This is a genomic window from Polynucleobacter sp. UB-Raua-W9, from assembly GCF_018687435.1.
Lineage (GTDB): Bacteria > Pseudomonadota > Gammaproteobacteria > Burkholderiales > Burkholderiaceae > Polynucleobacter.
This window is the reverse complement of the sequence record NZ_CP061290.1, coordinates 542,433-569,146: the sequence shown is the minus strand read 5'-3', so window position 1 is coordinate 569,146 and position 26,714 is coordinate 542,433. Positions and strand designations below refer to the sequence as shown.

Below are 26,714 nucleotides of genomic sequence, written 5' to 3'. Positions count from 1 at the left end.
GGGAGCCGAGATACTCTCGCAAGTCCACATCAAGAACCTCGTTGCAGAGGCAAATTATTTCGGCCATCAGTCAGAAAACAGGGTTTTAGATCTCATTAAGCTCATTTTGCCATTGCCTTGATAGAATCAAGTGCATGTTGATCGCCTTTCAAGACGCCCTCGCTCTCCTTGCCCATCTCAACGGCGGGGTTTTAGGAATCGTCCTAGTCTCACTCCAAGTAAGCCTAACTGCTCTACTCTTTGGCACGCTGTTTGGCCTGCCAATTGGGGCGCTACTAGCAACCGAGGAATTTAGTGGCAAGAAGTGGATCATCGTGGTCTTAAATACCTTAATGGGGGTTCCAACGGTAATTGTTGGGGTCATTATTTACCTCCTGCTATCCCGCACAGGGCCTTTAGGGGCATGGGGATGGCTATTTACAGTCAAGGGTATGATCTTGGCTCAAATCCTCCTTACAACCCCTTTAATTGCTGCCCTAAGCCGTCAAATTTTGGAAGATTCCTGGAGAATTCATCGCGATACCTTTTTGAGCCTCAGATTGCCACCGCTAGCGCGCTTTAAGTGGCTCATTTGGGATTGTCGCTTCTCCCTCACGATTGCCATCCTTGCCGGACTTGCAAGGGCAATTTCTGAGGTTGGCGCCGTCATGATCGTCGGTGGCAATATTGATCACTCCACTAGAACTATGACTACTGCAATCGCACTAGAAACTAGCAAAGGAGACCTCCCGCTTGCGCTTGCACTTGGAATTGTCTTGTTGGGAATCGTACTGTTAGCAAACCTTTTTACATTTGTCATCCGTCAAGTGGCGGAGCGTCGCTATGGTTAATACAACTGAGCAATTTGCGAGATTTATCGAGCTGCGCGATATCAGAGTTAAAAGTCATGGTCGCACCATTCTCAGCATTCCGCATGCCATCATTCCGGCTGACCGCATTAGCGCTTGCATTGGCCCCAATGGTGCAGGCAAAACCACCCTATTAAAACTCTTAGATGGGCTAATCAAACCAGATACTGGAACAGTGAGCTATTCATTTGCCAATAAGACTGCATTGGTTTTACATCACACCCCAATGATTAAGGCTTCAACTAGAGCCAATTTAGCGATGATCCAGGATGCAGACTCTACAGTGACCGATACAGAGGTACAGCAAGTGATCGAACGGGTTGGCTTGGAGAATCTGGCCTCCACTCCTGCTCATAAGTTATCTGCTGGCGAGAGACAAAAGCTTTGTCTTGGGCGGGCAATCTTAAAAAAGCCAAACTTAGTCTTACTGGATGAGCCTACCGCGAACCTTGACCCCAATACCACGGAGCAGGTTGAAGAAATGATTCGTGATTTTGATACGCAAAACACTGATGTCATTTTTTCATCACACCAACTTGCTCAGGTGCAAAGACTTGCGCAATACATCATCTTTATCGATCATGGCGAGATAAAAGAAAAGGGACCCGTAGGCCCCTTCTTTTCCAATCCGCAAACACAGGCCGCCAAACGCTACCTACATCAAGAATTGCTAACGGATTAATTATTTAGTAGCAGGAGCTACCGGAACAGCTGGTGCAGCTGCAGCGGCAACAACAGGTGGAACAAATGGTGGTGGAGCAGTGCAAGCAGCTGGTGCCGGTGCACCAGACACCTTAAATCGATCAGCCACGCGGTTTTGAGCTTGGCAAAGTTGATAAGCACCCACCTTATCTCCATAAGCCGTTTTTGCTTTAGCCAAGTTAGCCGCCTCTTGCGCTTCCGGTGTCAACGGAGGCAATGCAGCGATAACTGATGTGGCTGTAAATACACAGAATGCAAAAGCAATGATTTTTTTCATGGCTTATCCTTATTTGTTAACTTTGTTGTACCAGATCTCATGGTGCTCTTTAGCCCATGTAGCATCAACGTAACCAGTCTTCATGCCATCAATAGAACCTTGCATGCCAATAGAACCTATATAAATATGCCCCATTGCCATCGCAGTCATTAAGATTGCAGCGCTACTATGAATAATATTGGCAATTTGCATCGTTCCACGTATGTACTCAACTTGCATAAACGGCACAATCATGTCCAGCACAAGGCCAGAACCTGAAATCACCAAGCCCAAGAAAGTCATACCAAACCAGAACCAAATCTTTTCTCCAAAATTGAAAAAACCAGCAGGAGGATGTTTGCCACCAAACATTCCGCCAAATGACTTTATCCAAGTGAGATCACCTTCGCCAGGAATATTTCGAGTTGCAAAGAGTAGGAAGAAAATCACTACGCTCAGAGTAAACAAAGGGCCAGAGTAGTTGTGAATATTCTTACAGATATTCAGAAATGCCCCATAGGCAACACCGCCCATTAAGGGCATTGCAAAATACTTGCCGTACAGTATCAGCAAGCCAGTGAAAGCAAGGCCAATAAAGCTAGCTGCCATCACCCAGTGAGTAAAACGCTCAAAGCCATTGAACCGTTTAATTTTTTGTCCCGACAGCGGTGCATGCAATTTGATTGGGCCTTTGACGATAAAAAGCGCCGCAATGCCAAAGAAAGCAACCGCCAGTATCCAGCCTCCGAACACCGTAATCACACCGTTACGAATCAAGCGCCACTCTTGACCAGAGCGCTGAATCAAAACGCTAGCCTCTTTATCAGGAATGCTAACAAAGTTGTATGGATCGCTATTCGCAGAAGTAAAGATAGAAGGGTTTGCTGGTTGTGCCTGAGCCTGAGTTCCGTTAGCTAAGCTGTTGGGGTTAGCTGGTACCGATAAAGGTGGAATATCTACCCCACTCGGGGAAGGCAAAGGCGCCATTGGTGCGCGCTCTGCATAACTCATCCCGCCTGCTAGAGTCAGCGACAAACCAGCAGCCACTACCAAAGTGCGTAGAACTTTAGAGAATGATCGTTTCATACACATGTCCTTAAACGTTTTCGTTTTATTTATAGTTGTTTAGATGATCACTTAACGCGACTGTATTCGTTTTGACCCTGAGTCCGCTTATCAGTAGATTCAGTCCAGCTGGCCTGATTTCCAGGAGTCCAGTTCTTTGTCATGAATCCATTATTAGCGCCCATATATGGCGCAACATCGGGACGCTTGGCAGCTTTTGCTGCAATTTCTGGTGGCTCAGAACATGCGGCCAGCAGAGCTGCTGCTGCAAAACCTAAACCGAGAGTTTTGAAATTGAATTTCATTATTTAGCTCCTGGAATTTTTGCAGCAGGCGTTGGTGTTGGTGCTGGAGTGTCCGGCCCACCATAAGCAGTAGTCCAACCAAAAGCTTTAGAGCCAGGATACTTCCCATTTTTTTCACGAGTAGCAACGCGGTTATTGAAGATCCCAGAAATAATGTCACTGTCGCCACCAATCAATGCTTTGGTAGAACACATTTCAGCACACAAAGGTAACTTACCTTCTGCTAAACGATTGCGGCCATACTTTTCAAACTCGGCAACGCTACCGTTTTCTTCTGGGCCGCCGCTACAGAATGTGCACTTATCCATCTTGCTGCGAGAGCCAAAGGCGCCCTTACTCAGAAATTGTGGTGCGCCAAATGGGCAGGCAAAGGAGCAATAGCCGCAACCAATACAAATGTCTTTGTCATGCAGTACTACACCTTCATCAGTGCGGTAGAAGCAATCTACTGGGCATACGGCCATACAAGGCGCATCAGTACAGTGCATACAAGCGACTGAGATTGATTTTTCCTGACCAATAATGCCATCATTCACCGTTACAACACGACGACGATTAATACCCCAAGGCACTTCGTTATCGTTTTTACAGGCAGTGACACAACCGTTGCATTCGATGCATCGCTCTGTGTCGCAAATAAATTTCATTCTTGCCATTGTGTTCTCCTGACTTTATTTTTTAACTTAGGCAAATTTTTCGATTTGACACATAGTGGTTTTAGTCTCTTGCATCATAGTCACCTGGTCATAACCATAGGTAGTCGCAGTATTGACCGCCTCACCTTGAACTACTGGTGCCGCGCCTTCTGGGTAGTACTTGCGAATGTCTTCGCCTTGCCACCAGCCAGCAAAGTGGAATGGCACGAAAGCAGTTCCCTGGTCAACACGCTCAGTAACCATTGCGCGTACTTTGATCTTGGCACCTGTTGGTGACTTCACCCAAACATAATCCCAGTTCTTAATGCCACGGTCTGCTGCAGCTTTAGGGTTAATTTCTACAAAGTTTTCTTGTTGGAGCTCCGCCAACCATGGATTAGAACGAGTCTCATCACCACCACCCTCGTACTCCACCAAACGACCTGAGGTCAGAATGATTGGGAACTTCTCATAAAGCTTATTGTTCAAGTTTTGATCTTGAACAGTCTTATAGAGGGTTGGCAAGCGCCAGAAATTCTTCTTGTCAGCAGAAGTTGGATATTTACGCATCATCGGCGCATTGGTACTGTAAAGCGCCTCACGGTGGATAGGTACCGGGTCTGGGAAGTTCCAAACAACTGCACGCGCCTTAGCATTACCAAATGGATGACAACCATTCTTCATCACCACACGTTGGATACCGCCCGACAAGTCGGTCTTCCAGTTCTTACCTTCAGCGAGTTTTTTCTCATCATCGGTCAACTGATCCCACCAACCGAGCTTCTTCACAAATACGTGATCGAATTCAGGGTAACCAGTCGTAATTGCAGCGCCCTTGGAATGTGAGCCATCTGCAGCCAACAAACTGACGCCCTCACGCTCAACGCCAAAGTTTGCACGGAAGTTACCACCACCCTCCATCACACTCTTACTAGTGTCATAGAGGTTTGGTGAACCTGGGTGCTTGATGGCTGCTGTGCCATAACATGGCCAAGGCAAACCATAGTAATCACCAGTAGTGTCATAACCAGTTACTGGATCAACACCACCACGGGACTTGAGAGTCTTCGGATCGAAAGTGCCGACCATTCTCATATGTGCTTTGAGGCGCTCTGGAGTTTGACCTGTGTAACCAATAGTCCACACAGAGCGATTAATCTCACGAAGGATAGATTCAATCTCTGGCTCTTTCCACTGCTTACCCGCAAATTTAGAACTTAGCATCTTGTAGTTCTTTGACAATTCTTCGCCAAAGCCTAAGCGATCTGCAAATGCTTGCATGATGACGTGATCAGGCACAGACTCAAAAAGAGGATCGATTACTTTCTCGCGCCATTGCAATGAACGATTAGATGCAGTTGCAGTTCCGCATGTCTCAAACTGGGTCGCGGCTGGAAGCAAATAGACATTACGATTCTTATTAATTGCTTGTCCTTCTGCTGGAGGCATCGCAGCCATCGCAGCAGTTGCACTTGGATATGGATCAACTACTACCAAGAGATCCAACTTATCCATTGCGCGCTTCATATCCAAGCCACGAGTTTGTGAGTTAGGCGCATGACCCCAGAAGAACAAACCTTTGACGTTGGTTTGCTGATCAATCATGTCGTTCTTTTCAAGAACAGCATCCACCCAGCGAGAAACTGTAGTACCAGACTTTTCCATCATGTCTGGTGCGTAGCGACCTTTAATCCATTCGTAGTCAACACCCCAAACGGTTGCAAAGTGTTTCCATGAGCCCGCAGCCAAGCCGTAGTAACCAGGCAAGGAGTCTGGGTTTGGACCTACGTCAGTAGCGCCTTGAACGTTATCGTGACCGCGGAAAATATTGGTGCCGCCGCCTGATTTACCAACGTTACCTAAAGCCAACTGCAAGATGCATGAGGCACGAACCATCGCATTACCAATGGTGTGCTGGGTTTGACCCATACACCAAACCACAGTACTAGGACGATTCTTAGCCATGGTTTCAGCAACTTTATACATTTGCGCCTCTGGCACACCGCAAGCCTCTTCGACTGCAGCAGGAGTCCACTTCTCCATCACTTCTTTGCGGATTTCTTCCATGCCATAAACGCGGTCGTTAATGTACTTTTTATCTTCCCAACCATTTTTGAAGATGTGATACAGCACACCAAACAAGAAAGGAATATCAGTGCCTGAACGAATGCGCACAAACTGATCCGACTTAGCAGCAGTACGGGTATAACGCGGGTCTACCACAATGACTTTGCAACCATTTTCTTTAGCATGCAACAACATCAACATTGAAACTGGATGAGCCTCAGCAGCATTTGAACCAATGTACAAAGCAGCCTTAGCATTCATCATGTCGTTATAGCTATTGGTCATTGCACCATAGCCCCAGGTGTTTGCTACACCAGCAACAGTGGTTGAGTGACAAATACGAGCCTGATGGTCTGTATTGTTTGTGCCAAAGAAAGAAACCCACTTACGGAGTAAGTAGGCTTGTTCATTATTGTGTTTGGATGAACCAATGAAGAACATCGCATCTGGAGAGTACTTCTCTCGAATGCTCTTCATCTGTGCAGTAATTTCAGTTAAGGCCTGATCCCAAGAAATACGCTGATACTTTCCATCAACCAACTTCATTGGGTAGCGTAAACGATAGTCACCGTGGCCGTGCTCACGTAAGGCAGCACCTTTGGCACAGTGGGCACCCATATTAATTGGGGAATCGAATACTGCATCTTGACGCACCCAGACACCATTCTCAACGGTAGCATCCACCGCGCAACCTACTGAACAGTGCGTACAAATAGATCTCTTGACTTCAATCTTTCCCTTACCATCGAGCATTGCTTTGCTTGGTTCTGCAGAAGCTTTTTGCACCAAACTCAGTTGGCTAGCAGCGATACCGGCACCAACGCCTACCCCCGAACGCTTTAAGAATGTTCGGCGATCCATTGTAGGAACCGCTGCTTTTAAGCCGCGGGATAAGCTACCAATCAAACGTGATGTTGGGCGACTGCTTTGTGGGGTATTTGATTTACGAGTCAGACTCATATGTTGTCCCTGTGAAGTTTTTTTATTGATTTAATAACAGTTGATTCAAAGTCTAATAATTGAGCACTTAAAGCATGGTGCTTTCGTAGTACTTACGCATGTGTGCGGTAATTGTTTGGCTTTCGCCTTTACCTTTTACGGTGCTGCCAATTTCTTGAATAACAGCTTTGCCAACGGAGGTTTGGGAAACTACAGCGACAGCACCAACAGCAGCGCCAGCCCCAATAAAGAATTTGCGACGTGTAGTCTTCATTTCTTCGCCAGTGGCAATCTTGGATTTTGTGCTCATCGTAGGTTCCTATCTAACTATTCTTGATATGCATCAAGTGTAATTCGTATTTGCATTTTTGACATATTTCATTCACAAGGGAATGTTAGGACTTTCCCTTTGATGCGGCGCAACATTAAATCATGTCAAAGCCTTGTCCTTCGATCGCTAGGAATTCTCGGGCTAGAGCGGCGATTGGACGATAAAGATGCATCTCAGGAGCGCCCTCTATGACGTCGCAAAACTGGTCATACCAAGGTCGAATATGCTCATTAAAAAAGACCCTTTGATTTGTAAGGTTTGATATCTCAACATCATCCCCAGCAATTAAGTAGCGCATCACTTCGCATAGGGCTGAAATATGGTCCTCGGTCTCAGTGACCTCCTCTGCAGCCTCGAGACCAAATTCTTCCAGCGCCTTACGAATATTGACTAGCGGCTTCTCATTCAGATGCCCTGCCATATAAAAGGAGCCATTAAGAACAACATTCGGCTTACCAACGCTAATGAAATTGAGATCGAACTCATCATGCCAAACTTTGGCTGGATTGTTTTTAGCTACCTCAACCACATCCATCCAAGCTTTCGCCAAAGGGGCTTCATCAGCAGCATCCTGTTGATCAGCGGTGGCCGCTATTTGATCGAGAAGCTCTTGATCTGGTGGTAAGTGAAAAAAGCGAGCAATCAATCCATAAAGATCCGCTCTAGCCAAATCCTCTGGCAAACCGACATCCCCGACTTCGGTCGATTGAGTATCTTTCACTACTTCTCTTTCTATTTCACTCATGTTTCTTTCTTCACCATATCAACCACTCGACAATCACCGCACATCTTGAGTCTATCCATTGCAGCGCCTGCAAAAGCACCATGAGCACCCAGCTTTGTCAGCATTAGATCAACCATCTTTAAAGTTCCAAATGGCTTCCCGCAGCTAATGCAATGAAAAGCCTGAGTCTCATTGAGGACCGCTCTTTGTTTGCGTCGCTCAACCGTCTGTAAACGGGGATTTAAGGTCAGAGCTTGCTCGGGACAAGTCTGCGCACAAATACCGCATTGAACGCACTGCTTTTCAATAAAAGAAAGTATTGGCTCGTCCGGATTGTCCAAAAGCGCGCCCTCAGGACAGCTACTCACGCAAGACATGCATAAAGTGCAAGCATCTTTATTGATATCCAGACCACCCAATAGAGAAGACTTTGGAAGTGCAACGCCCGCTTCTGGCAATGGAGTCTTTGCCTGTTTTTGTAAATGCTCCAGAACAGCCTCGATAGTCTCACGCTTTTGATTGGATAAACCAAAGCTAGCAGGCGTGCAAATTGTATTCAGAGCACCGCGCTGACGCAATGCACCCATTGCTTTAGAAACGGTTTGAAAATCATTAGCTGATTGGGCCATGATTAAACGAATACGCTCATCAAATCCGTACGCTTTCAAGATGGCATTGGCAAGCTCGGCCTGCTCCTCAAGCGTTGCGCGATAAACCGGATCCTCGTCACCACTAAAAAGCAAGACTACTTCTGCAAATCCATAAGTGAGTGCACCAAGCCATAAATCCAAACCTGTAGATGCGATATGTTCAATACCATAGGGAATAACAAATGATGGCAAACCTTCAAATTGTTTAGGTATTACATGAGCAGAGCGGCCTAAACCATCTATCATTTGCGTGCCGGCACTCAAAGTATGCAAAAGCAGACTTGGCGCTGTGGATTGATTTAATTTCTTGGCTTCAGCACTAAAAACGGTAGCAATCGTTTTTAACTCTTTGCCTTGATGGGGCACGCTAGGGTAGTTGTAGCGCATTGCACCCGATGGGCAGGCCGTGGAACATGCTCCACAACCCATGCAAAGATTGGGATTTACCTCAACGCTACCCTGACCACTCTTGAATAAAGAACTAATCGCACCTGTTGAGCATGTGTCAATACAGGAACTGCAACCTACTTTTCCATTACGGCCATGTGCGCAGATTTTTTCGTTATAGACAAAATATTTTGGCTTCTCAAACTCGCCCACCATCTCGAGCAATTGATTGACTGCCAATGCTTGATCCAGTGGATCTTTACCAGGAGCGAAATATCCCTGTGGCGTTTGACTCATGCGCATTTTTGGATCAGCACGTAGATCTAAAATCAAATCAAATTCTGCATTACGCTCGCGCTCTTTGCGATCAAACGAGATTGCGCCAATGCTTGCGCACGCAGTGACGCATGAGCGATGTGATTTACATTTATCTAAATCAATCTGAAAAGAAAGATCAATAGCGTTTTCTGGGCAAGCCTCAACGCAAGCGCCACAGCGCGTGCACATTTCTGGGTCGATAGGATTCTGCAGATCCCAGTTGACGGAGAAATTACCAAGATAGCCATCTAACTTAGTAACTGAACCGGTATATATAGGATAGTTACGCACCAAGGGCAAATCACCGGGCTCAGTACATAAAACCGAAACATCTAACGAAGTGCTTAGCTTCTCCGCCCAAGGCAAAACCACAGAACCTACACCAACAATTAAGAGCCTACCTTCGCTTTCATAATTTACGACCGGGACAGGTTCAGCTTCCGGCATATCTGCCAGTGCAAGCAAAGCGGCAATCTTCGGTCCAGAAGTTTTAGCTTCTTGAGTCCAACCTGCGACTTCACGGATATTGACAAAACGTAGGGGTGCAACCAAAGCCTTCTCTGACTGCTCCGCTAGTTCACCAAATAGAGCGCCCTCTTGAGTACAGGCAATCACCAATGAATCCGATCCATCGAGAGCTTTTAAAAAAGATCCGACCTCTTGCCTGCACAGAGAGTGATGCACTGGGACGCCAAGCGCCTTTGCATCCAAAGGCATGGTGCCATTACAGTTACATACTAGTTTTTGACTCATGCACTATCTTCTTAGGTTTTTTTCTGGGAGGGCTCTATTGGCAATTCATCCAAATGAGGGGATTTTGTCTTCCCCACGGAATCTGTGGATGTTAAATCAGTTTGGCCTTGAGCATCCAAAAGCTTTTCATTCGATTGGGCTGATGCTGCTTGTTCTGCTGGAGAAGCATCAGCAGTCTTGCGGAAAAGATTGAGCATATCGCTCTGCACCATTCGCTCGAGCATGCCGGGCGGCAAAGGATCAGGTTTAGAGTAATCATCTATATAAATGTCCAAGCCATCCATCACATTGAAATGTGGATCAGTAAACATCTTTTTAAGCGCAGCCTGCTGAACGGCCGGATCAACATCGGGCTTCATAAATGCAGAAAAGTCTGGATCAAAACGGTCGATCTTCTCCACATCCTCCAGAGATGCTGGCGGCGGAGCTTGAACTTCTGAAATAACAGGTGAAGGATTCGGTGCAGCCTCTGTTATCTGCTGCACTGGCTCATCCTGATTGCCAGCTTTGCGCTTAGACCAACGACTTAAGAAACCATCCGCCATCATTCCTCCGCTGAGCGCTGAGCGCCTTTGAATGAGGCTGGCTTATGCCGTTTTTTTGGTTCAGGCCGATAGTTTTCATTCACATACTCTTGCAGCCAAGAGGCGTGCTCGTCACTCATAGGAACTGTATCAACTGACTCTCCACCATCAAGCAAGCGAGCGGCCTCGTTATAGCTCACGCAAATTCGGTGCGGCACTGCCATCATAGTTTCTGATTTAGCCAAGGGAAGGGATTGCTCATCGATGTAACGCTCAATATCCTCCTCCAACCTCCACATTACAAACCATGCAGGTGTTGTTGCAGAGACATTGAGATAGTAGCCTTCAGCTTCATCTGGAAAAAGGTTTAATTCAAAGCCAGTAAATAACCAAGACTCTCCATCGGTATCGCGCCCTAAGAATTGGCCCGAGATGGAATTGCTTTCAAGGCTCTGGGGATTGAATTGTCCAAAATCAGGCAGCACTTCCTGGGGAACCCATCGATATGAAACCCATGGGTTGTCTAGATTTTGCTTACGCATTAACACAGCAAAGCGCATAAATCCTCAGAGCCTCAGGTATTTTGCACAACAATAGTTGGAAATTTGCTACTCATGTCTTTTGACAAAGTTGCAACACGAATCGCAACCTGTCTAGCGATGTTTTTATAGATCGCACTAATAGCGCCGTCTGGGTCAGCCGCTACCGTTGGTCGCCCTGCATCCGCCTGCTCACGAATTGATAAATTCAGAGGTAATGAGCCCAAGAAATCTACGCCGTACTCTTTACACATTTTTTCACCGCCACCACTACCAAAGACATGCTCTTCATGGCCACAATTAGTGCAAATATAGGTACTCATGTTTTCAATAATGCCAATGATAGGGACGCCTACCTTCTCAAACATCTTCAAACCTTTGCGGGCATCTAATAATGCAATGTCCTGTGGAGTGGTCACAATTACGGAGCCAGTAACGGGTACCTTCTGCGATAAAGTCAACTGAATATCGCCAGTACCTGGTGGCATATCCACAATTAAGTAATCCAGATCACGCCAACGAGTTTGACGTAAAAGTTGTTCTAAAGCAGAAGTGACCATTGGACCTCGCCATACCATTGGCGCATCCTCTTCAATCAAGAAACCAATAGAGCTAGCTTGCAAGCCATGACCTTCCATTGGTTCGATCGTATTTTCCTCAATGGATTCTGGTCTACCGGTAATACCCAACATCATTGGCTGACTTGGCCCATAGATATCAGCATCCAATATTCCTACTTGCGCACCTTCTGCCGCAAGAGCCAATGCCAAATTCACAGCAGTGGTTGATTTACCAACACCACCTTTTCCACTAGCAACGGCAATAATATTTTTTACACCAGGAAGTAACTTCACGCCACGTTGCACAGCATGCGCAACTATTTGGCTACTGACATTAACACTCACATTCTTAACGCCAGACAATTCGCGCACAGCATTAATAACTGATTTACGTATCGCATCAAATTGGCTTTTAGCGGGATAACCTAAAACGATATCCAGTGCAACATCGCCATTTTCAACACGTAAATTTTTGATATTTTTAGCTGTTACAAAGTCAATCTTTGTATTGGGATCAAGCAAACTCTTGAGAGCCCCTTGTACAGCTTCTACAGTAACTGACACTACTTTCTCCTATAGCTAGTAATTCCAAATGGGCCTTCAGAATTACTTTTGTTAATTTTTAATGAATAGCGGGTAGATTAACCGCACAAGCAAATCTTTGCTGAACGAGTCCCGATGGATTGTCTGACGCTCATTGAACAACAGGAAAGCCCGCGTCCGTAATAATTTGGCTCGCTTGAACAATCGATAAGGAAGTCTCAAGATTAACCATCTGGGAAGCTAAATCAGCTTGTACCTTAGCCTGCGGATCCCGAGCTTGAATTGCCCGAGTTACGGCATTGATACAGCCCCCACAAGTCATACCAGATACTTTTAAACTCAACATATCAGCCCTTTTGCAGTAAATATGGTTGTATGCAGTAGATTATCTTCTATATGAGCGCCCCAAAAGAGATGAGTTCTGAGCTATTTACCCTGGATATTGGTGGCATGACCTGCGCCTCTTGTGTTGGCCGTGTTGAAAAAGCGCTTTATAAGATACCCGGCGTCGAAGCAGCCAGCGTCAATTTAGCAACAGAGCAAGCCAGAATTCGCCTCAATGCATCCTCCATTACCAAAATTGATGAAGTAATTGCAGCGGTCAAAAAGACGGGTTACGAAGCTCGAATAAGCAACCCTCACTCAATTACTGAAGCAAAGTCCTCACAATCATTTTGGGGTAGAGATGGTTTGGGAAGAGTTTTACTAGGCTTTACTCTTTCAGCTACATTATTTTTACCCATGTTTCTCATGCCATTTGGTATCGACTGGGCACTCTCGCCAAAATGGCAACTTCTATTAGCAAGTCCGGTCCAATTTCTGCTTGGGTGGCGATTCTACAGGTCTGGCTTTAAAGCGCTTTTGTCCGGCGTTGGCAACATGGATTTACTCATCGCCATTGGAACAAGTGCTGCTTATGGTTTAAGCGTATATCAAATGTTGACCTCATTTCATGCGGTTCATGAACTCTATTTCGAAGGATCTGCCGTCATTATTTGTATGGTCCTCTTGGGTAAATGGTTGGAGGCTCGTGCAAAGCAACAAACTAGTGAAGCCATTCGCGCATTACAAAAACTGTGGCCTGAGCATGCCAAAGTCATTGACCCCGGCATTGCTATCGCAGAAGGTTCCCCATTAGATCAATTTCGCGATCTGCCACTAGAGCAGGTGTTCCCTAAAGACCGTGTATTGGTTCTACCTGGGGAGCGCATTCCTGTGGATGGCTTAATCCTGCTTGGGGCTAGCCATATAGATGAATCGCTTCTGACTGGAGAAAGCGCTCCAGTTAAAAAATCCATTGGCCTAAAAGTGATTGGGGGATCACTGAATGGCGATGGTGTTTTGGTGATTGAGGCGCAAGCTGTTGGCGTTGAAAGTGTTCTTTCTCAAATCATTTCTTTAGTAGAAGATGCACAGACTCAGAAGGCTCCCATTCAAAAATTGGTAGACCAGGTGAGCGCAATCTTTGTACCAAGCGTCATTGTGATTGCCATAATCACTGGACTAGCTAATTGGTTTTATTTGGACTCTGCTTCAATCGCAATATTGCGTGCAGTGTCCGTATTAGTGATCGCCTGCCCTTGCGCGCTTGGCTTAGCAACCCCAGCGGCAATTATGGCGGGAACTGGAATTGCAGCACGTTTTGGTATTTTGATTAAAGATCCTCAAGTACTTGAGTTGGCACATCGCTTAAATATTGTTGCCTTTGATAAAACTGGGACGCTTACTATTGGCAAACCCAGACTTCTCAATATCATTTCATTTGCCAGTTCACCTGATGAGCATGGCATCTTAGCCAGTGCAGCAGGCTTGCAATTGGGTAGCGAGCACCCTTTAGCTAAGGCTTTACTGGATGCGGCCAAGCAAGAAGGCATTAGCCCAATTTCACCTTTAGAGAGTAGGGCATTGCCAGGAATCGGCATTAGAGGCAAACCCAGTACTGGGGCTTGGATGGGTCTTGATCTCTGTCTGCAAAGTATTGCTTCGCTCGAATCAAACCCACATCAAGAAGACATTATTCGCAAAGCGCAAGTTTGTTTTGACGCAGGGCAGACTGTTTCAGTACTCGTAAATGAATCCACGTCGTCACCAATTGCGATCATTGCCTTTGGCGATGAACTCAAAAGCAATGCAATAGCGGCTATTGCCTCCCTACATCAATTGCAGATACGCACTGTCATGCTCTCTGGTGATAACAGTGCAGCAGCAAATCGCGTGGGTCACACCATTGGTATCGACGAAGTCTTTTCGCAGGTCATGCCAAACAATAAAGCAGATATTATTCGCAAATTGCAATCATCCAATCAGGATGGTGGTCGACATTGGGTTGCGATGGTAGGTGACGGTATCAATGATGCCCCCGCTCTCGCTACAGCAGATGTTGGTATGGCCATGTCTACAGGCACAGATGTTGCCATGCAGGCCGCAGGCATTACTTTGATGCGCGGAGACCCTACCTTAGTTGCAGATGCCATTGATATCTCCAAGAGAACCTGGAGAAAGATTCAACAGAACTTATTTTGGGCCTTCATCTTCAATTCAACTGGGATTCCCCTAGCGGCCCTAGGCTATCTATCACCCATGCTGGCGGGTAGTGCGATGGCACTATCAAGCTTTTGTGTACTCAGCAATGCTCTACTTCTAAAGCGGTGGCGCCCTTCCCATTCCTGAGCATTATTTACTTAGGATTCTTACGAATCAGTTCAATATCACCATAGATGGCGCGTGTTTCTGATTTAGTGTTGTCCGTATCAGTTAACAAGGCGATCCCAATCACCTCACCTGGAACCTCACCATAAGCGCGCTGATAATCAGCAGCAAGATTCCGTTGATGTTTGTGCCAAGCATCTAAATTATCCCAGCCAGAATCAACCACAATCATTTTGACACGCGAGGTGTGCGCATTAGTGATAATCGTATCAACAGGAGACTTGCCTGACCAGATATACATCAGGGTTGCATAAGGCATCTCTTGGCCGCTAATGAGATTGGCCATCTCAAAGTTCATCTTTTCTTTCAATGATAGTTTTGATTTATTGCCATCAAACGCCACCAGTATTCTCAGTGGTGCATCATCGTGATAACGCTCTGCATTATCAGCATCAGGAATAGCGCTCAATGCCTTCCATTCCCACTGTAACCATAAATTGTTTGCTTGTCTTGGGCGTAACTTCACCGCCAAGCCTGAAGCAGATATTTTAGAATTCGCACTAAGGACGGTTCTACCTTGGTAGTTCTCAAGGCGGTAAACCGTATTTTTCTTATAGGGCGCAATGCGATAAAAATTCCAGCCATTAGGCATGCCATCGCGTGCAGTCTCAGCAGAAAATTTCGGCAACTCATCCTGCGCTGGGAGCTTACTAGGATCAAAAGCCTGCCCAGACTCATCTTGGACTGACCCGCCAAAACCAGCGCAGCCAGCTAGTCCAATCAGCGTAATGAGAATCCAGGAGCGTAAAACACATTTCAACATAAGCATGATTGTCCCAAAGAATGACCCGAGTAAGTCTAAAATTGATACATGCGCCATCAATCACCCTCAAGCTGGGCCGCAATCTGCATTTGTATAGCAGCCTTAGTGCATTTTGCCTTGGGTTTTTCAATTGAATTTTCAGTTGATGAAGCGCACTATGCGCTATATGCCCAACACCTGGCTTGGAGCTATTTTGATCATCCACCATTAGTTGGTTGGATTCAGTGGCCCCTCGTTGCACTCACCTCTTCAGAAGGTTTGATTCGTCTAATACCTGAACTACTTTGGGTTATCTCTTGCCTTTTGGTTTACCAAGTGACACTGGAGATTCACCGTTTCATCCAAGGCCGTAACTCGGGATACCTCACCAGCGCATTGCCCTCAACCAATACTTGTGGGCTGATGGCTGTTCTTACCATGATTGCAGCACCAATGCCGCATGTGCTCGCAATTGGATTATTACCAGACACTCTGTTGGCGCCCTTAAGTCTTGGCTTAATGCTCATGGCACTTCGTTGGCTAATCCAAGACCACTTCACGATGGGTGATTGGCTTTTGACTGGACTCCTACTTGGATTGGCGGGCTTGAGTAAATACACTGCAATCTTTACCGCCCTAGCTCTACTGCTTGTCTTTGTAAGTGCTCGTAGAAAACCTTGGATTGGAAAAATGGGTTTCTGGAGCGCAACCCTACTCGCCCTAGTTCTGATTGGACCGGTGCTCTATTGGAATTGGGTGAATGATTGGATTTCCCTTAAATACCAAATTGCCCATGGAGGCGGCGCTGAATGGGTATGGCGTAGGTTAGGCGCATTCCTTGGAATCCAGATTATCGTCTTTGGTCCCCTTCTTGTCATGGGAAGCTATATCTTCCTCAAGGATTGCATGCATGCGACAAAACTTTCTTTATTGTCCTTGCTTGGATTCTTTTTTATTCCGTTCATCATTTTTGCAAGCCTTTCTGGTGGCGGCGGCTTACCTCATTGGACAACACCAGCGTGGTTTTGCTTAGCTCCGTTTGCTGGCATTGGATTAGCAAAGGCTTGGTCTGTTCAAAATCGATCCGTTATACGCGCTTTATTTATCTTTCAAATTGCGCTGTGCATTATTGGCTTTGGATATGTTTTATCTGGTGGCATTTCTTCTGCAACCATTAAATCAAATCCGATTGCTGATCTTTATGGCTGGAAAATTGCAGGGCAAAAAGCTGCTGAGTTAACTCAAGCCACCAAAGCGAATGGGATCGCCGTACAAAACTGGACGCTAGGTAGTCGTGCCGCTTGGTATGCAAAACCAATTCCAGTCTTTGTTCTTGATCAAAGAAAAGATCAATTTGATCTCTGGTTTGGCCAAATTCCTCCAGGGGCAAACATTCTCCTAATGAATTGGTCTGGTATGGCCTTCCCACCCCCTGTTGGTGGCAAGTCAGCCTTTGAGCGCTGCGAGCCCTTGGATACTCTAGAAATCCAGCGTTTTGGCCAAGTATTGTCAAAATTTGACTTTAGCCTTTGCAGTAACTGGCAGGGGCCCACCCAAGCCAAGTAATTGACCTAAATTCAGGACCTTAGGTGCCCAAGGCATTATCCTTACGCCTATGAGTTCAACGCCCCAAGCCACCCCCAAAAACCCTTCCGGGTGGAAATCAATTCTGAAACGCGCATGGCCCACTATTCGTATTTTGCTGTCGATTGCACTGCTATGGAAAGCAACCAGCGGAATCGATTGGCATACGCTCCTAGATTCTGAAATCAAAATGGAGCCAATGTGGTTAATCGCAGCAGCTATCGCAATATGTTGTGCATTTATTTGTGGCGGTTTACGCTGGGGCTTCTTAATGCGAAGTGTTGGCTTTGAAGGTAGCCTCAAAAGCTATATTGCCCTTTATTTTGCAGGCGGCCTCATTAACCAAGGCTTGCCAAGTACATTGGGTGGCGATAGCTATCGCGCCATCACTGCAACCCACTTTACCAATGGGGATAAGCTCAGCGAGACAAAGCAATTAGATGAAGAGCTTCATCACTCAGTAGACCTAGGGCACTCAACCCCAAAACTGCGCTTGAGCTTTGCAATCACTCTAGTAGATCGCCTTCTTGGCCTGGCTGGCAACAATTTATTGGGTGGCATTGGCTTGATCCTGGGCGGAGCAACTCTGGCTGTTTGGGGCCAAGATTTGGGCTACACCGTAATGGCTGTCATGCTACTTGCAGGACTCACTATTGCCTTTGTCTTGGCGTGGGGCCCTAGTCGCCAACTACTTCAAAAACTGTTAGATCGTTTGCATATGAATCATGCGATGCCTGGCGTCAAACTTGCTTTTGCTTGGCCTACCAATATCGCCCAAGCATTATTTGGAATTGGCATACATAGCTGCATCATCTTGGCATTTAGCTTTTGCCTGAGAGCATATGGCGCCGAAGCACCTATCGCAAGTTTAATGATTGGCCTGCCGGCACTTAGCCTACTTCTTATGTTGCCGATTAGTATTTCAGGATGGGGATTACGTGAGGCCACCTTATCTTCTGTATTGGCGCTATGGGGTGTTAATCCTTCTTTAACTGTGTTGGCATCTATCAGCTACGGCGCAATCACTGTGCTATCAGTTTTACCTGGCGCATATTTTTTACTAAAACGAAAATAATTTCTTCAGAGCAAAACTATGACTATTAGCGTCAATTCCATGCGTGCCATTGATCATTGGGTCGGTGTGCCGCTCTGCGCAATCGCCAGCCCATTGGTAGCCCTACTCGATGCAGTAAAGAATATATTTAATCGTGGTCCAGGCAGTCCAAAAAAATTACTCTTTATTGAGCTCTCCGAAATGGGGAGTGCGATTTTGGTTGACCCTGCAATGCGCAATGCGCAGGCTCGTGGCGCCGAACTGTTCTTTCTTATCTTTAAAAGTAATCGCGCCAGTTTGACACTATTAAATACTGTCAAACCAGAAAATGTTTTTACAATTGATTCCTCTAGCTTAAGTGGCTTAATTAAAGATACCTTACGTTTCCTGATCATTGCTCGCCGTCATCGCATTGATACCGTTATTGATCTAGAGCTTTTCTCACGCTTTACAGCCTTACTCACAGGTTTATGCGGTGCTCGACGTCGCGTGGGCTATCACATCTTTCACGGTGAAGGCTTGTGGCGTGGCTTCATGCTGACCCGTAAGGTGCATTACAACCCACACATCCACATTACCAAGAACTTTCTCTCTCTGATTCATGCAGCTTTTGCTCAGAAGATTGAAGTACCATTTAGCAAAATTCAGATTCCAGACTCTGAGGTACGCCTAGAGCAAGCCGTCATTAATCCTGCGGCCCTTGAGAAAGTACGTACTCGTATTGAAAAACTGGCAAAAGAAGCTGGTATTGAATACGTTCATGGCAAAAATCGCCTCATTTTGATTAACCCCAATGCCAGCGATTTATTGCCGCAACGTCGTTGGGCGCAGCAGCGCTTTTCTGAATTAATCCAGGGCGTTCATCAACAATATCCAAGCGATCTCATTCTGATTACTGGCTCCCCTGCTGAAATTGCTTATGTAGAAAAAGTTCGTGCTGTAGCTAATATAAAAAATGCCTTGAACTTTGCTGGTCAAGTCAGTTTTGCAGAACTACCGCCCCTTTACACACTCTCAGACGTCATGGTGACAAATGACTCTGGGCCAGGCCACTTCTCCGCTGTGACCCCATTAAGAACTGTTGTTCTCTTTGGACCAGAGACGCCGGCACTCTATGGCTCCGTAGGAAACTCGATTGCAATCACTGCAAACTTGGCCTGCTCTCCTTGTGTGAGTGCAGCCAATCATCGCAAAACACCGTGTCACGATAATGTTTGTATGCAAGCGATCACCGTTGCTCAGGTCTTAGAAAAAGTCAGCATCCAGCTACAAGATGCAGATAAGACCAAAGGTCGCTAGGCGTAATGAACAAAAAAGTCATTCCGACATTCGCTTGGTTTGTTCCACTGGCCCCGCTAGGGCTCGCACTTGCAATTTATTTTGGAGAACTACAAACGAGTAGTTTTTTATTTATTAATGAACTTACCCATTTATTGCCCAATACACTTTGGGCATGGCTAACGTTTCTAGGTAATGGTTGGGGCACTTTCGCCATAGCATTTCCACTCATCCTACTAGCGCCCCGTGTATTAACAGCCGGAATCATTGCTGGTGCCCTGTCTGCGATTACTAGTCCCATATTAAAAAATTACTTTGACCTACCGAGACCAGCCGGTGTTCTGGCAGAAGGTAGTTTTTATCGTCTTGGTGAGCCCTTACTTCATAAAGCATTTCCATCTGGCCACACCCTAACGGCTTTTGCAATCGCCACTGCCTTGTACTTTTCCTGCGATAAAAAGAAACGTACACCCATGTTGCTTCTCTTTTTTGTTGCAGCCCTGGTAGGTCTCTCACGCAGCGCAGTTGGGGCCCATTGGTTAACTGATGTATTAGGCGGAGCTGGATTTGGCATCTGGTGCGGAATATTGGGGGCTGTATTTGCCAATCGCATTCCAGAGCAATACCTTTTAATTAAGGGTATCTGGCTGCGTCTTGTAGCCATTGGCGGTATAGCTGCAATTTATGCCCATATCACGCAAATCATGGACCATGAATTCAATTTGCCACTACAGTACGCATCAATAGCGATTCTGTTGGTTACCTTAGCTTTATTTATTAAAGCCCAATTGAATATATCACTCTCAAAGTCAGAGTGATTCACCATGTTTAGTTATCGACACGCGTTTCACGCCGGCAGTCATGCCGATATTCTGAAACACCTTACCCTAATTCATCTAGTGGAATATCTACAGGAAAAACCTGGCGCATTAACGATTGTTGATACTCATGCTGGAGCAGGTATTTACAGCCTCAAAGATGGCTTTGCTGCAGTGAGCAAGGAAGCTGAAGGCGGAATAGTTCGTCTCTTGGAGTTTATTAAACAAGGTAAGCCCATCTCAGAGGGCATCCAAAGGTATTTGGAAATCGTTCAGACGGAAAATACTGGTGATCAGCTTGACGCCTATCCTGGCTCCCCTTTTATCTTAGCTCGCCTACTCAGACCACAAGACCGCCTCAAACTCTTTGAGCTCCACCCTAAAGAGATCGATATTCTGCGACACAATATTGGCGAACTAAAACAGGCCAAGCAAATTGATATTTATGCTGAAGACAGCTTTACCAGACTGAAGGGCTTGCTTCCTCCACCCAGCAGACGCGGTCTAGTGTTGATCGATCCCTCTTATGAGGATAAACAAGATTACCGATATCTTGAGGAGGCAATGGAAGAGGCTCTCCAACGCTTTGCTACTGGATGCTATGCGATTTGGTACCCAACACTCTCCAGAAGAGAATCAGCAGCACTTCCAGATCGCATGAAGAAAATCGCCGTAAACCATAAACGCTCATGGTTACACGCAGAGTTACGCGTTGAAAATGCTCCTGGGGAGCGACGCTTACAATCTAGCGGAATGTTTATCATCAATCCGCCATGGACTCTTGAGAAGCATTTAGCAGAAGCCTTACCTATTCTTTCCAAGGCACTAGGTATAGATGGTGGTGCTCAGTTTTTACTGAAAAGTTTTGAGGCTTAAATAATTAAGCTCGAGGGACTTCTAGTCACGAACGTCAATCATGATCTCATTACGGCGCATAAAGGGTAATGTCCAGGGTGGGTTGTAGCGAGCGAATTTTGGTGAGCCAACCGCCTGAAGATTTTTAGTCCTCATCCAATCTTCTAGCTCTAGAGTTCTTTCAGCAACCTTGCTCTCGTTGTAAAAGCCGGAAAAAGTGATGGCTGCTCGTTTCACTGCCGGAATCTGGCGAAGTTGCACTTTCGAATTCAGAGGCTTTGGCAAGCTTTCCATGGCGTACTCAGAAGGCATCACAAATGAAACAGTCCATTTACCAGAATTCGATTCAATATTGACCGGGGCAGTCATTGCAATCTTCGCGCTTTTAGGTAATTGCTCCTCAACAGCTACAGGTGCGGTCATAGCAATCTTTTCGCTCACCTGGTTCTGCCCAAAAATATAAGCAGCAATCAGTCGAAAACCCTGACTTGAGGCCTCGTCTAAGTCGCCCTCAACCTGCACCTCAGCCAAAATCATCGGCGCATAAGATCTCAGCTCAAATGGGGGCGTTTTTTCTAAGATGGAAAATTTAGGTTCTTCGGTTGCCATTAACGTCCCCGCAAAAGTAAGTGCAACAACCCCTATGCTGATTCTTGCAAGAAGTGGTCTTATGCACATCTACCAATTCGCTTTGAGGGTAAAGCCGGAGGCACTGTAATCTAAAGTAGCTTGAGCGCCCACGGGTAAAGTTAGCTTATTGGCTTGATGACCAAAAGGCAGGTCCGTCAAAATGGGAATGCTCTCGGGCAAACGCTTACGAATAGCTTCGATAGCTCGATCCAACGAGTAACCTTTGTCGTGATCATAGAGGCGATAGGCAGAAAATCCGCCTAAGACAATCGCAGCTTGATTCTCGAGCACTCCAGCATCTAGCAATTGCATCAACATACGCTCTATACGATACGGATGCTCATTTACATCCTCTAAAAAGAAGATGCCATTTTTAGTTTGGTGCACAGATGGCAAATAGGGGGTTCCGACTAAGCCCGCTAGGACGGTCAAGTTACCACCCCATAAAATCCCTGTAATTTTATTGCAACTCGCTTTAGCTAAATACGACTGTGGTGCAGATACGCTGCAATCAAGTGTTTGCTCTTGAATGGCGGTCTGAAAATGCCTCCACATAAATTCATCGGGAGGGATTGTTCTACCGCTCTCATCTGCTCTGCCAAAATCATAATTTAGCATTGGCCCAGATAAAGTGATGGCGCCAGTCTTGGCCAATAAACCCAGTTGAAAGGCCGTGAAATCACTGTGACCACAAACTTGCAAACCATTGCTAATGGATTGAGCAATACCAGCCCAATCAATATCGGGAAGCAAACGATGAATGCCATAACCACCCCGCATTGCCATCACAATAGTTTTAGATTTGAGTCTACCCAGGTAATTTAATTCACTTAAGCGTGCCTCATCACTTCCAGCAAAACGCTCATGAACCCGCTGCACACACTCTGCATTCTGAATTGCAATTCCTTGGCTCTTGAGCCAATCGATACCAGCTAAAGGACTTTTATCATCTAAGCTTGCTCCAGAAGGAGCAATCAAGTGAATGGATTTCAACGTCGCTCCTTAAAGAAATCACGCAGCAATTGACCGCACGCTTCGCCCATCATGCCGCCTTCAATAGTGGTTTGATGATTGATTTGTTTTGATGAGAATACATCCAAAACGCTGCCAGCGGCACCTGTTTTTGGATCTGAGGCCCCGAAAACAATACGATCAACTCTGGCATGGAGCATTGCACCCGCACACATTGTGCAAGGCTCTAAAGTGACATACAAAGTAGTCCCGGGCAGTCGGTAATTCTCTTCAGAGAGAGCAGCCTGTCTTAATACCAGCATTTCTGCATGTGCACTAGGATCATGATTGGTAATTGGCTTATTAAACGCTCTAGCAATTACCTCACCATCACGCACGATTACAGCACCAACTGGAACTTCACCAGCAAGAGCAGCTAGTTGAGCTTGCTCTAGAGCCTGCTGCATAAACTGGCGGTCAAGCTCTGCTTGCTTCATTTAGAGGTGATGCACGTCAGCCCAGCAATTGGGTGTCTCGTATAAGCGCAGAGCAGAGAGTTCAAGGCGTCCGCCAAAGACCTTACTGAACACCGGCTGCAAAATAGCAAAGGCAGTGTTAGCTAAGTTTTCCACAGTAGGGACTTGCTCCAAAACAACCGTTTTGTGATTAGGTAGCGTTGCCAAGAAAGCAACGAGACCTTCATCCTCTTTAGCAACTAAAAATGCATGATCCCAAAGATCAACAATATATTCGTTGGTTAAGCGCTTGATATCTCCAAAGTCGAGAACCATGCCATCATCAGCCTTACCTGGATGGTCGGCGACCTCACCAGTCAAAGTAACCTCAATAGCATAGCGATGCCCATGCAAGTGCTTGCATTGCCCATCATGATTGGGAATGCGATGTCCTGAATCAAATTCAAGACGACGGGTAATAGAGATTGCGGGTTGTTTACTTGTCATTCAGATCTAATGAATAGTATTGCTGGGATTAGCCAGATTATCGAATACTTTATCGAATACCTATCAATTTATGGGATTGGAGGCTTAATCGCCAAAGCGGGCGCCTCTGGCAGAGGCTTACAGCTAGTTCAGTATTCATTTTAAGGTTTGCCCCATCCATGGGCTGCAAGAAGCGATTACGGTAATCCATCTTTTCAAAACGCGCCAATAACTTCTCTAATGGATCATGCCCCTCTTGGGGTATTACTAGCTTAAGCTCATTTGCTTGAAGGACAATCAAATCAGAGCCTGCTTTTGGGCTAACGCAAACCCAATCAACACCCTTGGGAACTTTGATGGTGCCATTTGTTTCAATGGCGACCTCGAAACCTTTTTGATGCAATTCGGCAATCAACTCTTCATCCAACTGTAAAAGTGGTTCACCGCCAGTAAAAACAACATAGCGCTGTTGAGGGCCCGCTGAAGTACTTTTCCAGGAGGATTCGATAGCGTTTGCTAAATCTTGAGCAGAGGCAAACTTTCCACCCCCATCGCCATCGCTACCTACAAAGTCGGTATCGCAAAATTTACAAACCGCAGTTGCTCGATCTTCTTCGCGACCACTCCATAAGTTGCAGCCAGCAAAACGGCAGAATACCGCAGCACGTCCAGCATGAGTGCCTTCGCCTTGCAGCGTAGGAAAGAGTTCTTTAACGGTATACATATCAATGCGCCTATTTTAAGCGCTTTGCTTATTTCCAGGAGATAAGCTCCCACTCAAGATTGTCTTCCCAGTAAGCATCACCCCAAAAGACCCCAGGGGTTATGTACCGACCATATCCCCTGCGGATGACCCAACGACCAATTTCCGGGGACAGCCATAATTCTTCTTTCCGGTAATTGGCTACCCTAAAAAGATCGTTGCTCTCAAAATAGGGCGCCTCATATTGATATTTAAAAGTTAAAAACTGCCCTGCCGGAACAGACATCCGCTCCCACTGGACTGCAGTGATATTCAAGCCCCAGTAGTAAGTAGAACTTGGATAGCCTGGCACTTGGTAACGGGTTCGATAAAAGCCAGTCCAATTTGGAATCAATTGCTCGGGCCATAAAGGCATTACCTGTTGAAATAACTGCGGAGGACTCCAACGAGGGTCCTGCAGCACATAGCCCCAGGGGGACTGAATTTCATCAGGCAAACGTCCCGCCTTGATACCAGTGCGCTCTATTAGTATTTCTTTATCAACTGCTACAACCCTTTCAGTAACCGTGTCGACCACAGCCTGATTAAAAACATTGCGAACGATATATACCCACTCCTGCCCTACTTTGGGCGCTCTAACTTTAGGGGTAGTCTCGGGCGAAGGTAAAACAACCCCCATAGGATAGGGTTGGGAAGAAATGCATCCCGTTAGAGCAATCACCAAAAATGCTGGCAATGCAAATAGAAATGACCTACGCATGAGACCTACTTATAAGAAGTAAGTTGCCATTGATAACTTCCTTCTAGAAGAGTAGCCCCGCCCTGACCTTGAATTTGATAGGAGCCCGAGGCTTCGCGAGCGACCCAACGACCGATTTGTGGAGCAAACCAAACTGTTTCTTTGCGAATGCAGTCGACTTTATTTGGATCTGAGTTCTCGTAGTTAATGAGACTTTGAAAGCGCAATGCGATAAAAGTACCTGCAGGAACGGTAATTTTTTCCCAACCCTGAACACTCATATATTCCTGCCAATTCAATCTTGAATCAGGGTAGCCAGCAACACTGTACTTAGTATTAAATTGCCTACTCCAATCTGTGGAGAGTTCTAGAGGCCATAGGGGTAATGAGGGGCTAAAGTTCAGCAAACGAGGCCATTGGGTATCGGTTGCGACCATACCCCAAGAGGTTTGAATTTCACTGGGTAACATTCCACCGTCATCAGCACTGCGTTCAATGACGATATTTGATCCAATCTTGGAAATACGCTCCGTAATTAAGCCAAGTGTTTTTCCATTAAAGATATCTTTTTTAATGTAGGACCACTCTTGACCAAGTTGCGGAGGTCGCACTGTAGGGGTTGGCCTAGGAGCTGCAATCGGAACCCCACGCTCATAAGAAAGTGGTACACCGCAAGCAACAGGAGATAAAGCTGCAGCTGTAATCAATGTTCGACGTGTTAGGTTCATAAATTTCCCAGTTTTATAGTTATGTTCCAAGTAAGCTTAACTCTTCTACGGTAAATCCGGCCTGTCTGCGGGCTTCTAAATTGAATGGCCCTCTTAATACTGGAGCGCGATAAGCTCGAGCTAACTCTTTATACACTTTAGTAGGAGATAAGCCCTCCTTAGTACACAAGAAATTAAACCATTGATTACCAATCAGTACGTGCCCTACTTCGTCTCTCAGAATAACTTCTAATATCTCAACCACCTTAGCATCCTTAATTTGCTTAAAGCGATCCCGAATAGCAGGAACCGCATCTAAGCCCCTGGCTTCCATTGTTCTCGGCACCAGCGCCATTCTGGCAATGACGGCGTCTGAAGTTCTTTCAACCATCTCCCACAAACTATTGTGCGCAGGAAAATCGCCGTAAGCAACTCCAACAGATTGAAGGTGGGTCTCTATTAAACTGAAATGATAAGCCTCCTCTTTAGCAACCTTTAACCAATCTTCATAGTATTGCGCAGGCATATCAGAAAATCGCCAGATTGCATCAAGTGCAAGATTCATGGCATTGAATTCAATATGCGCGAGTGAGTGCAACAAGGAAAGCCTGCCATCAACGGTATCCATTCTTCTTTTGGGAACAGTCAATGGCGGTACCAACTCTGGCTTTTGTGGACGCCCTGGAAGCGCAAGGTCTTTCGAATTTAGAGCGCTTGATACATCTAGAGCAATACTCTGTTGATGATAATCAGAAAATAACTGCTTAACCCGATCAACCTTTGTTTTCGGATCAGTGATTGCCAGTATTTCAAGAGCGGTTTGACGTAGTTCCAGCATCTAATATGCAAACCAAAAT

29 protein-coding genes are annotated in these 26,714 nt (G+C 46.0%); 8 read left to right on the top strand and 21 right to left on the bottom strand.

Features of this window, described 5'->3' with window-relative positions:
• Positions 1–134 precede the first annotated feature (134 nt).
• Together AOC07_RS02975 and AOC07_RS02970 are read left to right on the top strand one after the other, a co-directional pair.
• Positions 135–830: an ABC transporter permease gene (locus AOC07_RS02975; protein ID WP_215293908.1), complete on the top strand. Its 696-nt coding sequence runs from the start codon at positions 135–137 to the stop codon at positions 828–830.
• Positions 823–1,530: an ATP-binding cassette domain-containing protein gene (locus AOC07_RS02970; RefSeq protein ID WP_215358109.1), complete on the top strand. Its 708-nt coding sequence runs from the start codon at positions 823–825 to the stop codon at positions 1,528–1,530. The genes AOC07_RS02975 and AOC07_RS02970 overlap by 8 nt, the downstream gene beginning before the upstream one ends.
• On the opposite strand, the gene AOC07_RS02965 is transcribed toward AOC07_RS02970, so the two are convergent.
• The 12 genes from AOC07_RS02965 to AOC07_RS02910 form a co-directional block, all read right to left on the bottom strand.
• Complete coding sequence (locus AOC07_RS02965) at positions 1,531–1,827, bottom strand: hypothetical protein (RefSeq protein WP_215358108.1); 297 nt, start codon at positions 1,825–1,827, stop codon at positions 1,531–1,533.
• A gap of 9 nt (positions 1,828–1,836) precedes the next feature.
• Positions 1,837–2,892, bottom strand: coding sequence for a formate dehydrogenase subunit gamma (locus AOC07_RS02960; RefSeq protein ID WP_215358107.1), 1,056 nt, complete (start codon positions 2,890–2,892; stop codon positions 1,837–1,839).
• 47 nt (positions 2,893–2,939) lie between these two features.
• Entirely contained in the window at positions 2,940–3,176 is a 237-nt protein-coding gene (locus AOC07_RS02955; RefSeq protein ID WP_215293904.1) for a hypothetical protein, read from the bottom strand.
• Positions 3,176–3,832 carry a formate dehydrogenase FDH3 subunit beta gene (gene fdh3B / locus AOC07_RS02950; RefSeq protein WP_215293903.1) on the bottom strand — a complete coding sequence of 219 codons (657 nt, stop codon included), beginning with the start codon at positions 3,830–3,832 and terminating at the stop codon, positions 3,176–3,178. The genes AOC07_RS02955 and fdh3B overlap by 1 nt, the downstream gene beginning before the upstream one ends.
• A 27-nt stretch (positions 3,833–3,859) precedes the next feature.
• Positions 3,860–6,838, bottom strand: a complete 2,979-nt coding sequence (locus AOC07_RS02945) for a formate dehydrogenase subunit alpha (protein ID WP_215293902.1) — start codon at positions 6,836–6,838, stop codon at positions 3,860–3,862.
• A gap of 67 nt (positions 6,839–6,905) precedes the next feature.
• Positions 6,906–7,127: a hypothetical protein gene (locus AOC07_RS02940; protein ID WP_215293901.1), complete on the bottom strand. Its 222-nt coding sequence runs from the start codon at positions 7,125–7,127 to the stop codon at positions 6,906–6,908.
• Positions 7,128–7,242: 115 nt separating this feature from the next.
• On the bottom strand, positions 7,243–7,893 hold the full coding sequence (locus AOC07_RS02935; protein ID WP_215293900.1) for a molecular chaperone: 651 nt from the start codon (positions 7,891–7,893) through the stop codon (positions 7,243–7,245).
• Positions 7,890–9,980, bottom strand: coding sequence for a 4Fe-4S binding protein (locus AOC07_RS02930; protein WP_215358106.1), 2,091 nt, complete (start codon positions 9,978–9,980; stop codon positions 7,890–7,892). The genes AOC07_RS02935 and AOC07_RS02930 overlap by 4 nt, the downstream gene beginning before the upstream one ends.
• Before the next feature lie 11 nt (positions 9,981–9,991).
• The gene (locus tag AOC07_RS02925) at positions 9,992–10,528 is read right to left on the bottom strand and encodes a DUF3306 domain-containing protein (protein WP_251371714.1); all 537 of its coding nucleotides are present in this window, start codon (positions 10,526–10,528) and stop codon (positions 9,992–9,994) included.
• Positions 10,525–11,064, bottom strand: coding sequence for a DUF3305 domain-containing protein (locus AOC07_RS02920; protein ID WP_215358105.1), 540 nt, complete (start codon positions 11,062–11,064; stop codon positions 10,525–10,527). Before AOC07_RS02920 ends, AOC07_RS02925 begins: the two co-directional genes overlap by 4 nt.
• Positions 11,065–11,078: 14 nt before the next feature.
• Positions 11,079–12,167 (bottom strand): iron-sulfur cluster carrier protein ApbC, encoded by a 1,089-nt coding sequence (gene apbC / locus AOC07_RS02915; protein ID WP_215293897.1) that lies wholly within the window; start codon positions 12,165–12,167, stop codon positions 11,079–11,081.
• A 130-nt stretch (positions 12,168–12,297) separates the two neighbouring features.
• Positions 12,298–12,492 carry a heavy-metal-associated domain-containing protein gene (locus AOC07_RS02910; protein WP_215293896.1) on the bottom strand — a complete coding sequence of 65 codons (195 nt, stop codon included), beginning with the start codon at positions 12,490–12,492 and terminating at the stop codon, positions 12,298–12,300.
• A gap of 50 nt (positions 12,493–12,542) precedes the next feature.
• On the opposite strand from AOC07_RS02910, the gene AOC07_RS02905 reads away from it, so the two are divergent.
• Positions 12,543–14,816: a cation-translocating P-type ATPase gene (locus tag AOC07_RS02905; RefSeq protein WP_215358104.1), complete on the top strand. Its 2,274-nt coding sequence runs from the start codon at positions 12,543–12,545 to the stop codon at positions 14,814–14,816.
• Between the two features lie 7 nt (positions 14,817–14,823).
• Here AOC07_RS02905 and AOC07_RS02900 read toward each other — a convergent pair whose 3' ends face one another.
• Positions 14,824–15,618, bottom strand: a complete 795-nt coding sequence (locus AOC07_RS02900) for a DUF3047 domain-containing protein (RefSeq protein WP_215358103.1) — start codon at positions 15,616–15,618, stop codon at positions 14,824–14,826.
• 48 nt (positions 15,619–15,666) lie between these two features.
• Between AOC07_RS02900 and AOC07_RS02895 the strand changes: the two genes are divergently transcribed.
• The 5 genes from AOC07_RS02895 to AOC07_RS02875 are packed head-to-tail and all read left to right on the top strand — an operon-like array spanning position 15,667 to position 21,207.
• A complete protein-coding gene (locus AOC07_RS02895; RefSeq protein ID WP_215358102.1) occupies positions 15,667–17,163 on the top strand; it encodes a glycosyltransferase family 39 protein in 1,497 nt (498 codons plus the stop codon).
• Positions 17,164–17,212: 49 nt separating this feature from the next.
• Complete coding sequence (locus tag AOC07_RS02890) at positions 17,213–18,256, top strand: lysylphosphatidylglycerol synthase transmembrane domain-containing protein (RefSeq protein WP_215358101.1); 1,044 nt, start codon at positions 17,213–17,215, stop codon at positions 18,254–18,256.
• A gap of 18 nt (positions 18,257–18,274) precedes the next feature.
• Complete coding sequence (locus AOC07_RS02885) at positions 18,275–19,534, top strand: glycosyltransferase family 9 protein (RefSeq protein ID WP_215293891.1); 1,260 nt, start codon at positions 18,275–18,277, stop codon at positions 19,532–19,534.
• Between the two features lie 5 nt (positions 19,535–19,539).
• Positions 19,540–20,331 carry a phosphatase PAP2 family protein gene (locus AOC07_RS02880; RefSeq protein ID WP_215358100.1) on the top strand — a complete coding sequence of 264 codons (792 nt, stop codon included), beginning with the start codon at positions 19,540–19,542 and terminating at the stop codon, positions 20,329–20,331.
• Between the two features lie 6 nt (positions 20,332–20,337).
• On the top strand, positions 20,338–21,207 hold the full coding sequence (locus AOC07_RS02875; RefSeq protein WP_215358099.1) for a 23S rRNA (adenine(2030)-N(6))-methyltransferase RlmJ: 870 nt from the start codon (positions 20,338–20,340) through the stop codon (positions 21,205–21,207).
• Between the two features lie 21 nt (positions 21,208–21,228).
• Here AOC07_RS02875 and AOC07_RS02870 read toward each other — a convergent pair whose 3' ends face one another.
• The 8 genes from AOC07_RS02870 to AOC07_RS02835 all read right to left on the bottom strand — a co-directional run bounded on the left by AOC07_RS02870 (position 21,229) and on the right by AOC07_RS02835 (position 26,695).
• Positions 21,229–21,795 carry a heme-binding protein gene (locus AOC07_RS02870; RefSeq protein ID WP_215293888.1) on the bottom strand — a complete coding sequence of 189 codons (567 nt, stop codon included), beginning with the start codon at positions 21,793–21,795 and terminating at the stop codon, positions 21,229–21,231.
• 69 nt (positions 21,796–21,864) lie between these two features.
• A complete protein-coding gene (locus AOC07_RS02865; RefSeq protein WP_215358098.1) occupies positions 21,865–22,809 on the bottom strand; it encodes an LD-carboxypeptidase in 945 nt (314 codons plus the stop codon).
• Positions 22,806–23,264, bottom strand: a complete 459-nt coding sequence (gene tadA / locus AOC07_RS02860; protein WP_215293886.1) for a tRNA adenosine(34) deaminase TadA — start codon at positions 23,262–23,264, stop codon at positions 22,806–22,808. The genes AOC07_RS02865 and tadA overlap by 4 nt, the downstream gene beginning before the upstream one ends.
• Positions 23,265–23,729, bottom strand: coding sequence for a 6-carboxytetrahydropterin synthase QueD (gene queD, locus AOC07_RS02855; RefSeq protein WP_215358097.1), 465 nt, complete (start codon positions 23,727–23,729; stop codon positions 23,265–23,267).
• A gap of 49 nt (positions 23,730–23,778) precedes the next feature.
• Positions 23,779–24,432, bottom strand: a complete 654-nt coding sequence (queE, locus tag AOC07_RS02850) for a 7-carboxy-7-deazaguanine synthase (RefSeq protein WP_215358096.1) — start codon at positions 24,430–24,432, stop codon at positions 23,779–23,781.
• Between the two features lie 28 nt (positions 24,433–24,460).
• On the bottom strand, positions 24,461–25,171 hold the full coding sequence (locus tag AOC07_RS02845; protein WP_215358095.1) for a hypothetical protein: 711 nt from the start codon (positions 25,169–25,171) through the stop codon (positions 24,461–24,463).
• A gap of 5 nt (positions 25,172–25,176) precedes the next feature.
• Entirely contained in the window at positions 25,177–25,878 is a 702-nt protein-coding gene (locus AOC07_RS02840; protein ID WP_215358094.1) for a hypothetical protein, read from the bottom strand.
• Positions 25,879–25,897: 19 nt separating this feature from the next.
• Entirely contained in the window at positions 25,898–26,695 is a 798-nt protein-coding gene (locus AOC07_RS02835; RefSeq protein ID WP_215358093.1) for a ferritin-like domain-containing protein, read from the bottom strand.
• Between the last annotated feature and the right edge of the window lie 19 nt (positions 26,696–26,714).

Bases quoted from the DNA above. Each gene is read 5' to 3' on its own strand.
- AOC07_RS02840 (WP_215358094.1), bottom strand. From the start codon at position 25,878: ATGAACCTAACACGTCGAACATTGATTACAGCTGCAGCTTTATCTCCT.
- queE (WP_215358096.1), bottom strand. From the start codon at position 24,432: ATGTATACCGTTAAAGAACTCTTTCCTACGCTGCAAGGCGAAGGCACT.
- AOC07_RS02835 (WP_215358093.1), bottom strand. From the start codon at position 26,695: ATGCTGGAACTACGTCAAACCGCTCTTGAAATACTGGCAATCACTGAT.
- AOC07_RS02920 (WP_215358105.1), bottom strand. From the start codon at position 11,064: ATGCGCTTTGCTGTGTTAATGCGTAAGCAAAATCTAGACAACCCATGG.
- AOC07_RS02890 (WP_215358101.1), top strand. From the start codon at position 17,213: ATGAGTTCAACGCCCCAAGCCACCCCCAAAAACCCTTCCGGGTGGAAA.
- AOC07_RS02975 (WP_215293908.1), top strand. From the start codon at position 135: ATGTTGATCGCCTTTCAAGACGCCCTCGCTCTCCTTGCCCATCTCAAC.
- AOC07_RS02955 (WP_215293904.1), bottom strand. From the start codon at position 3,176: ATGAAATTCAATTTCAAAACTCTCGGTTTAGGTTTTGCAGCAGCAGCT.
- queD (WP_215358097.1), bottom strand. From the start codon at position 23,729: ATGACAAGTAAACAACCCGCAATCTCTATTACCCGTCGTCTTGAATTT.
- AOC07_RS02960 (WP_215358107.1), bottom strand. From the start codon at position 2,892: ATGAAACGATCATTCTCTAAAGTTCTACGCACTTTGGTAGTGGCTGCT.
- AOC07_RS02845 (WP_215358095.1), bottom strand. From the start codon at position 25,171: ATGCGTAGGTCATTTCTATTTGCATTGCCAGCATTTTTGGTGATTGCT.
- AOC07_RS02905 (WP_215358104.1), top strand. From the start codon at position 12,543: ATGAGCGCCCCAAAAGAGATGAGTTCTGAGCTATTTACCCTGGATATT.
- AOC07_RS02900 (WP_215358103.1), bottom strand. From the start codon at position 15,618: ATGTTGAAATGTGTTTTACGCTCCTGGATTCTCATTACGCTGATTGGA.
- AOC07_RS02970 (WP_215358109.1), top strand. From the start codon at position 823: ATGGTTAATACAACTGAGCAATTTGCGAGATTTATCGAGCTGCGCGAT.
- AOC07_RS02930 (WP_215358106.1), bottom strand. From the start codon at position 9,980: ATGAGTCAAAAACTAGTATGTAACTGTAATGGCACCATGCCTTTGGAT.
- AOC07_RS02935 (WP_215293900.1), bottom strand. From the start codon at position 7,893: ATGAGTGAAATAGAAAGAGAAGTAGTGAAAGATACTCAATCGACCGAA.
- AOC07_RS02870 (WP_215293888.1), bottom strand. From the start codon at position 21,795: ATGGCAACCGAAGAACCTAAATTTTCCATCTTAGAAAAAACGCCCCCA.
- AOC07_RS02895 (WP_215358102.1), top strand. From the start codon at position 15,667: ATGCGCCATCAATCACCCTCAAGCTGGGCCGCAATCTGCATTTGTATA.
- AOC07_RS02910 (WP_215293896.1), bottom strand. From the start codon at position 12,492: ATGTTGAGTTTAAAAGTATCTGGTATGACTTGTGGGGGCTGTATCAAT.
- AOC07_RS02880 (WP_215358100.1), top strand. From the start codon at position 19,540: ATGAACAAAAAAGTCATTCCGACATTCGCTTGGTTTGTTCCACTGGCC.
- AOC07_RS02875 (WP_215358099.1), top strand. From the start codon at position 20,338: ATGTTTAGTTATCGACACGCGTTTCACGCCGGCAGTCATGCCGATATT.
- AOC07_RS02885 (WP_215293891.1), top strand. From the start codon at position 18,275: ATGACTATTAGCGTCAATTCCATGCGTGCCATTGATCATTGGGTCGGT.
- fdh3B (WP_215293903.1), bottom strand. From the start codon at position 3,832: ATGGCAAGAATGAAATTTATTTGCGACACAGAGCGATGCATCGAATGC.
- AOC07_RS02940 (WP_215293901.1), bottom strand. From the start codon at position 7,127: ATGAGCACAAAATCCAAGATTGCCACTGGCGAAGAAATGAAGACTACA.
- tadA (WP_215293886.1), bottom strand. From the start codon at position 23,264: ATGAAGCAAGCAGAGCTTGACCGCCAGTTTATGCAGCAGGCTCTAGAG.
- AOC07_RS02925 (WP_251371714.1), bottom strand. From the start codon at position 10,528: ATGATGGCGGATGGTTTCTTAAGTCGTTGGTCTAAGCGCAAAGCTGGC.
- AOC07_RS02945 (WP_215293902.1), bottom strand. From the start codon at position 6,838: ATGAGTCTGACTCGTAAATCAAATACCCCACAAAGCAGTCGCCCAACA.
- AOC07_RS02965 (WP_215358108.1), bottom strand. From the start codon at position 1,827: ATGAAAAAAATCATTGCTTTTGCATTCTGTGTATTTACAGCCACATCA.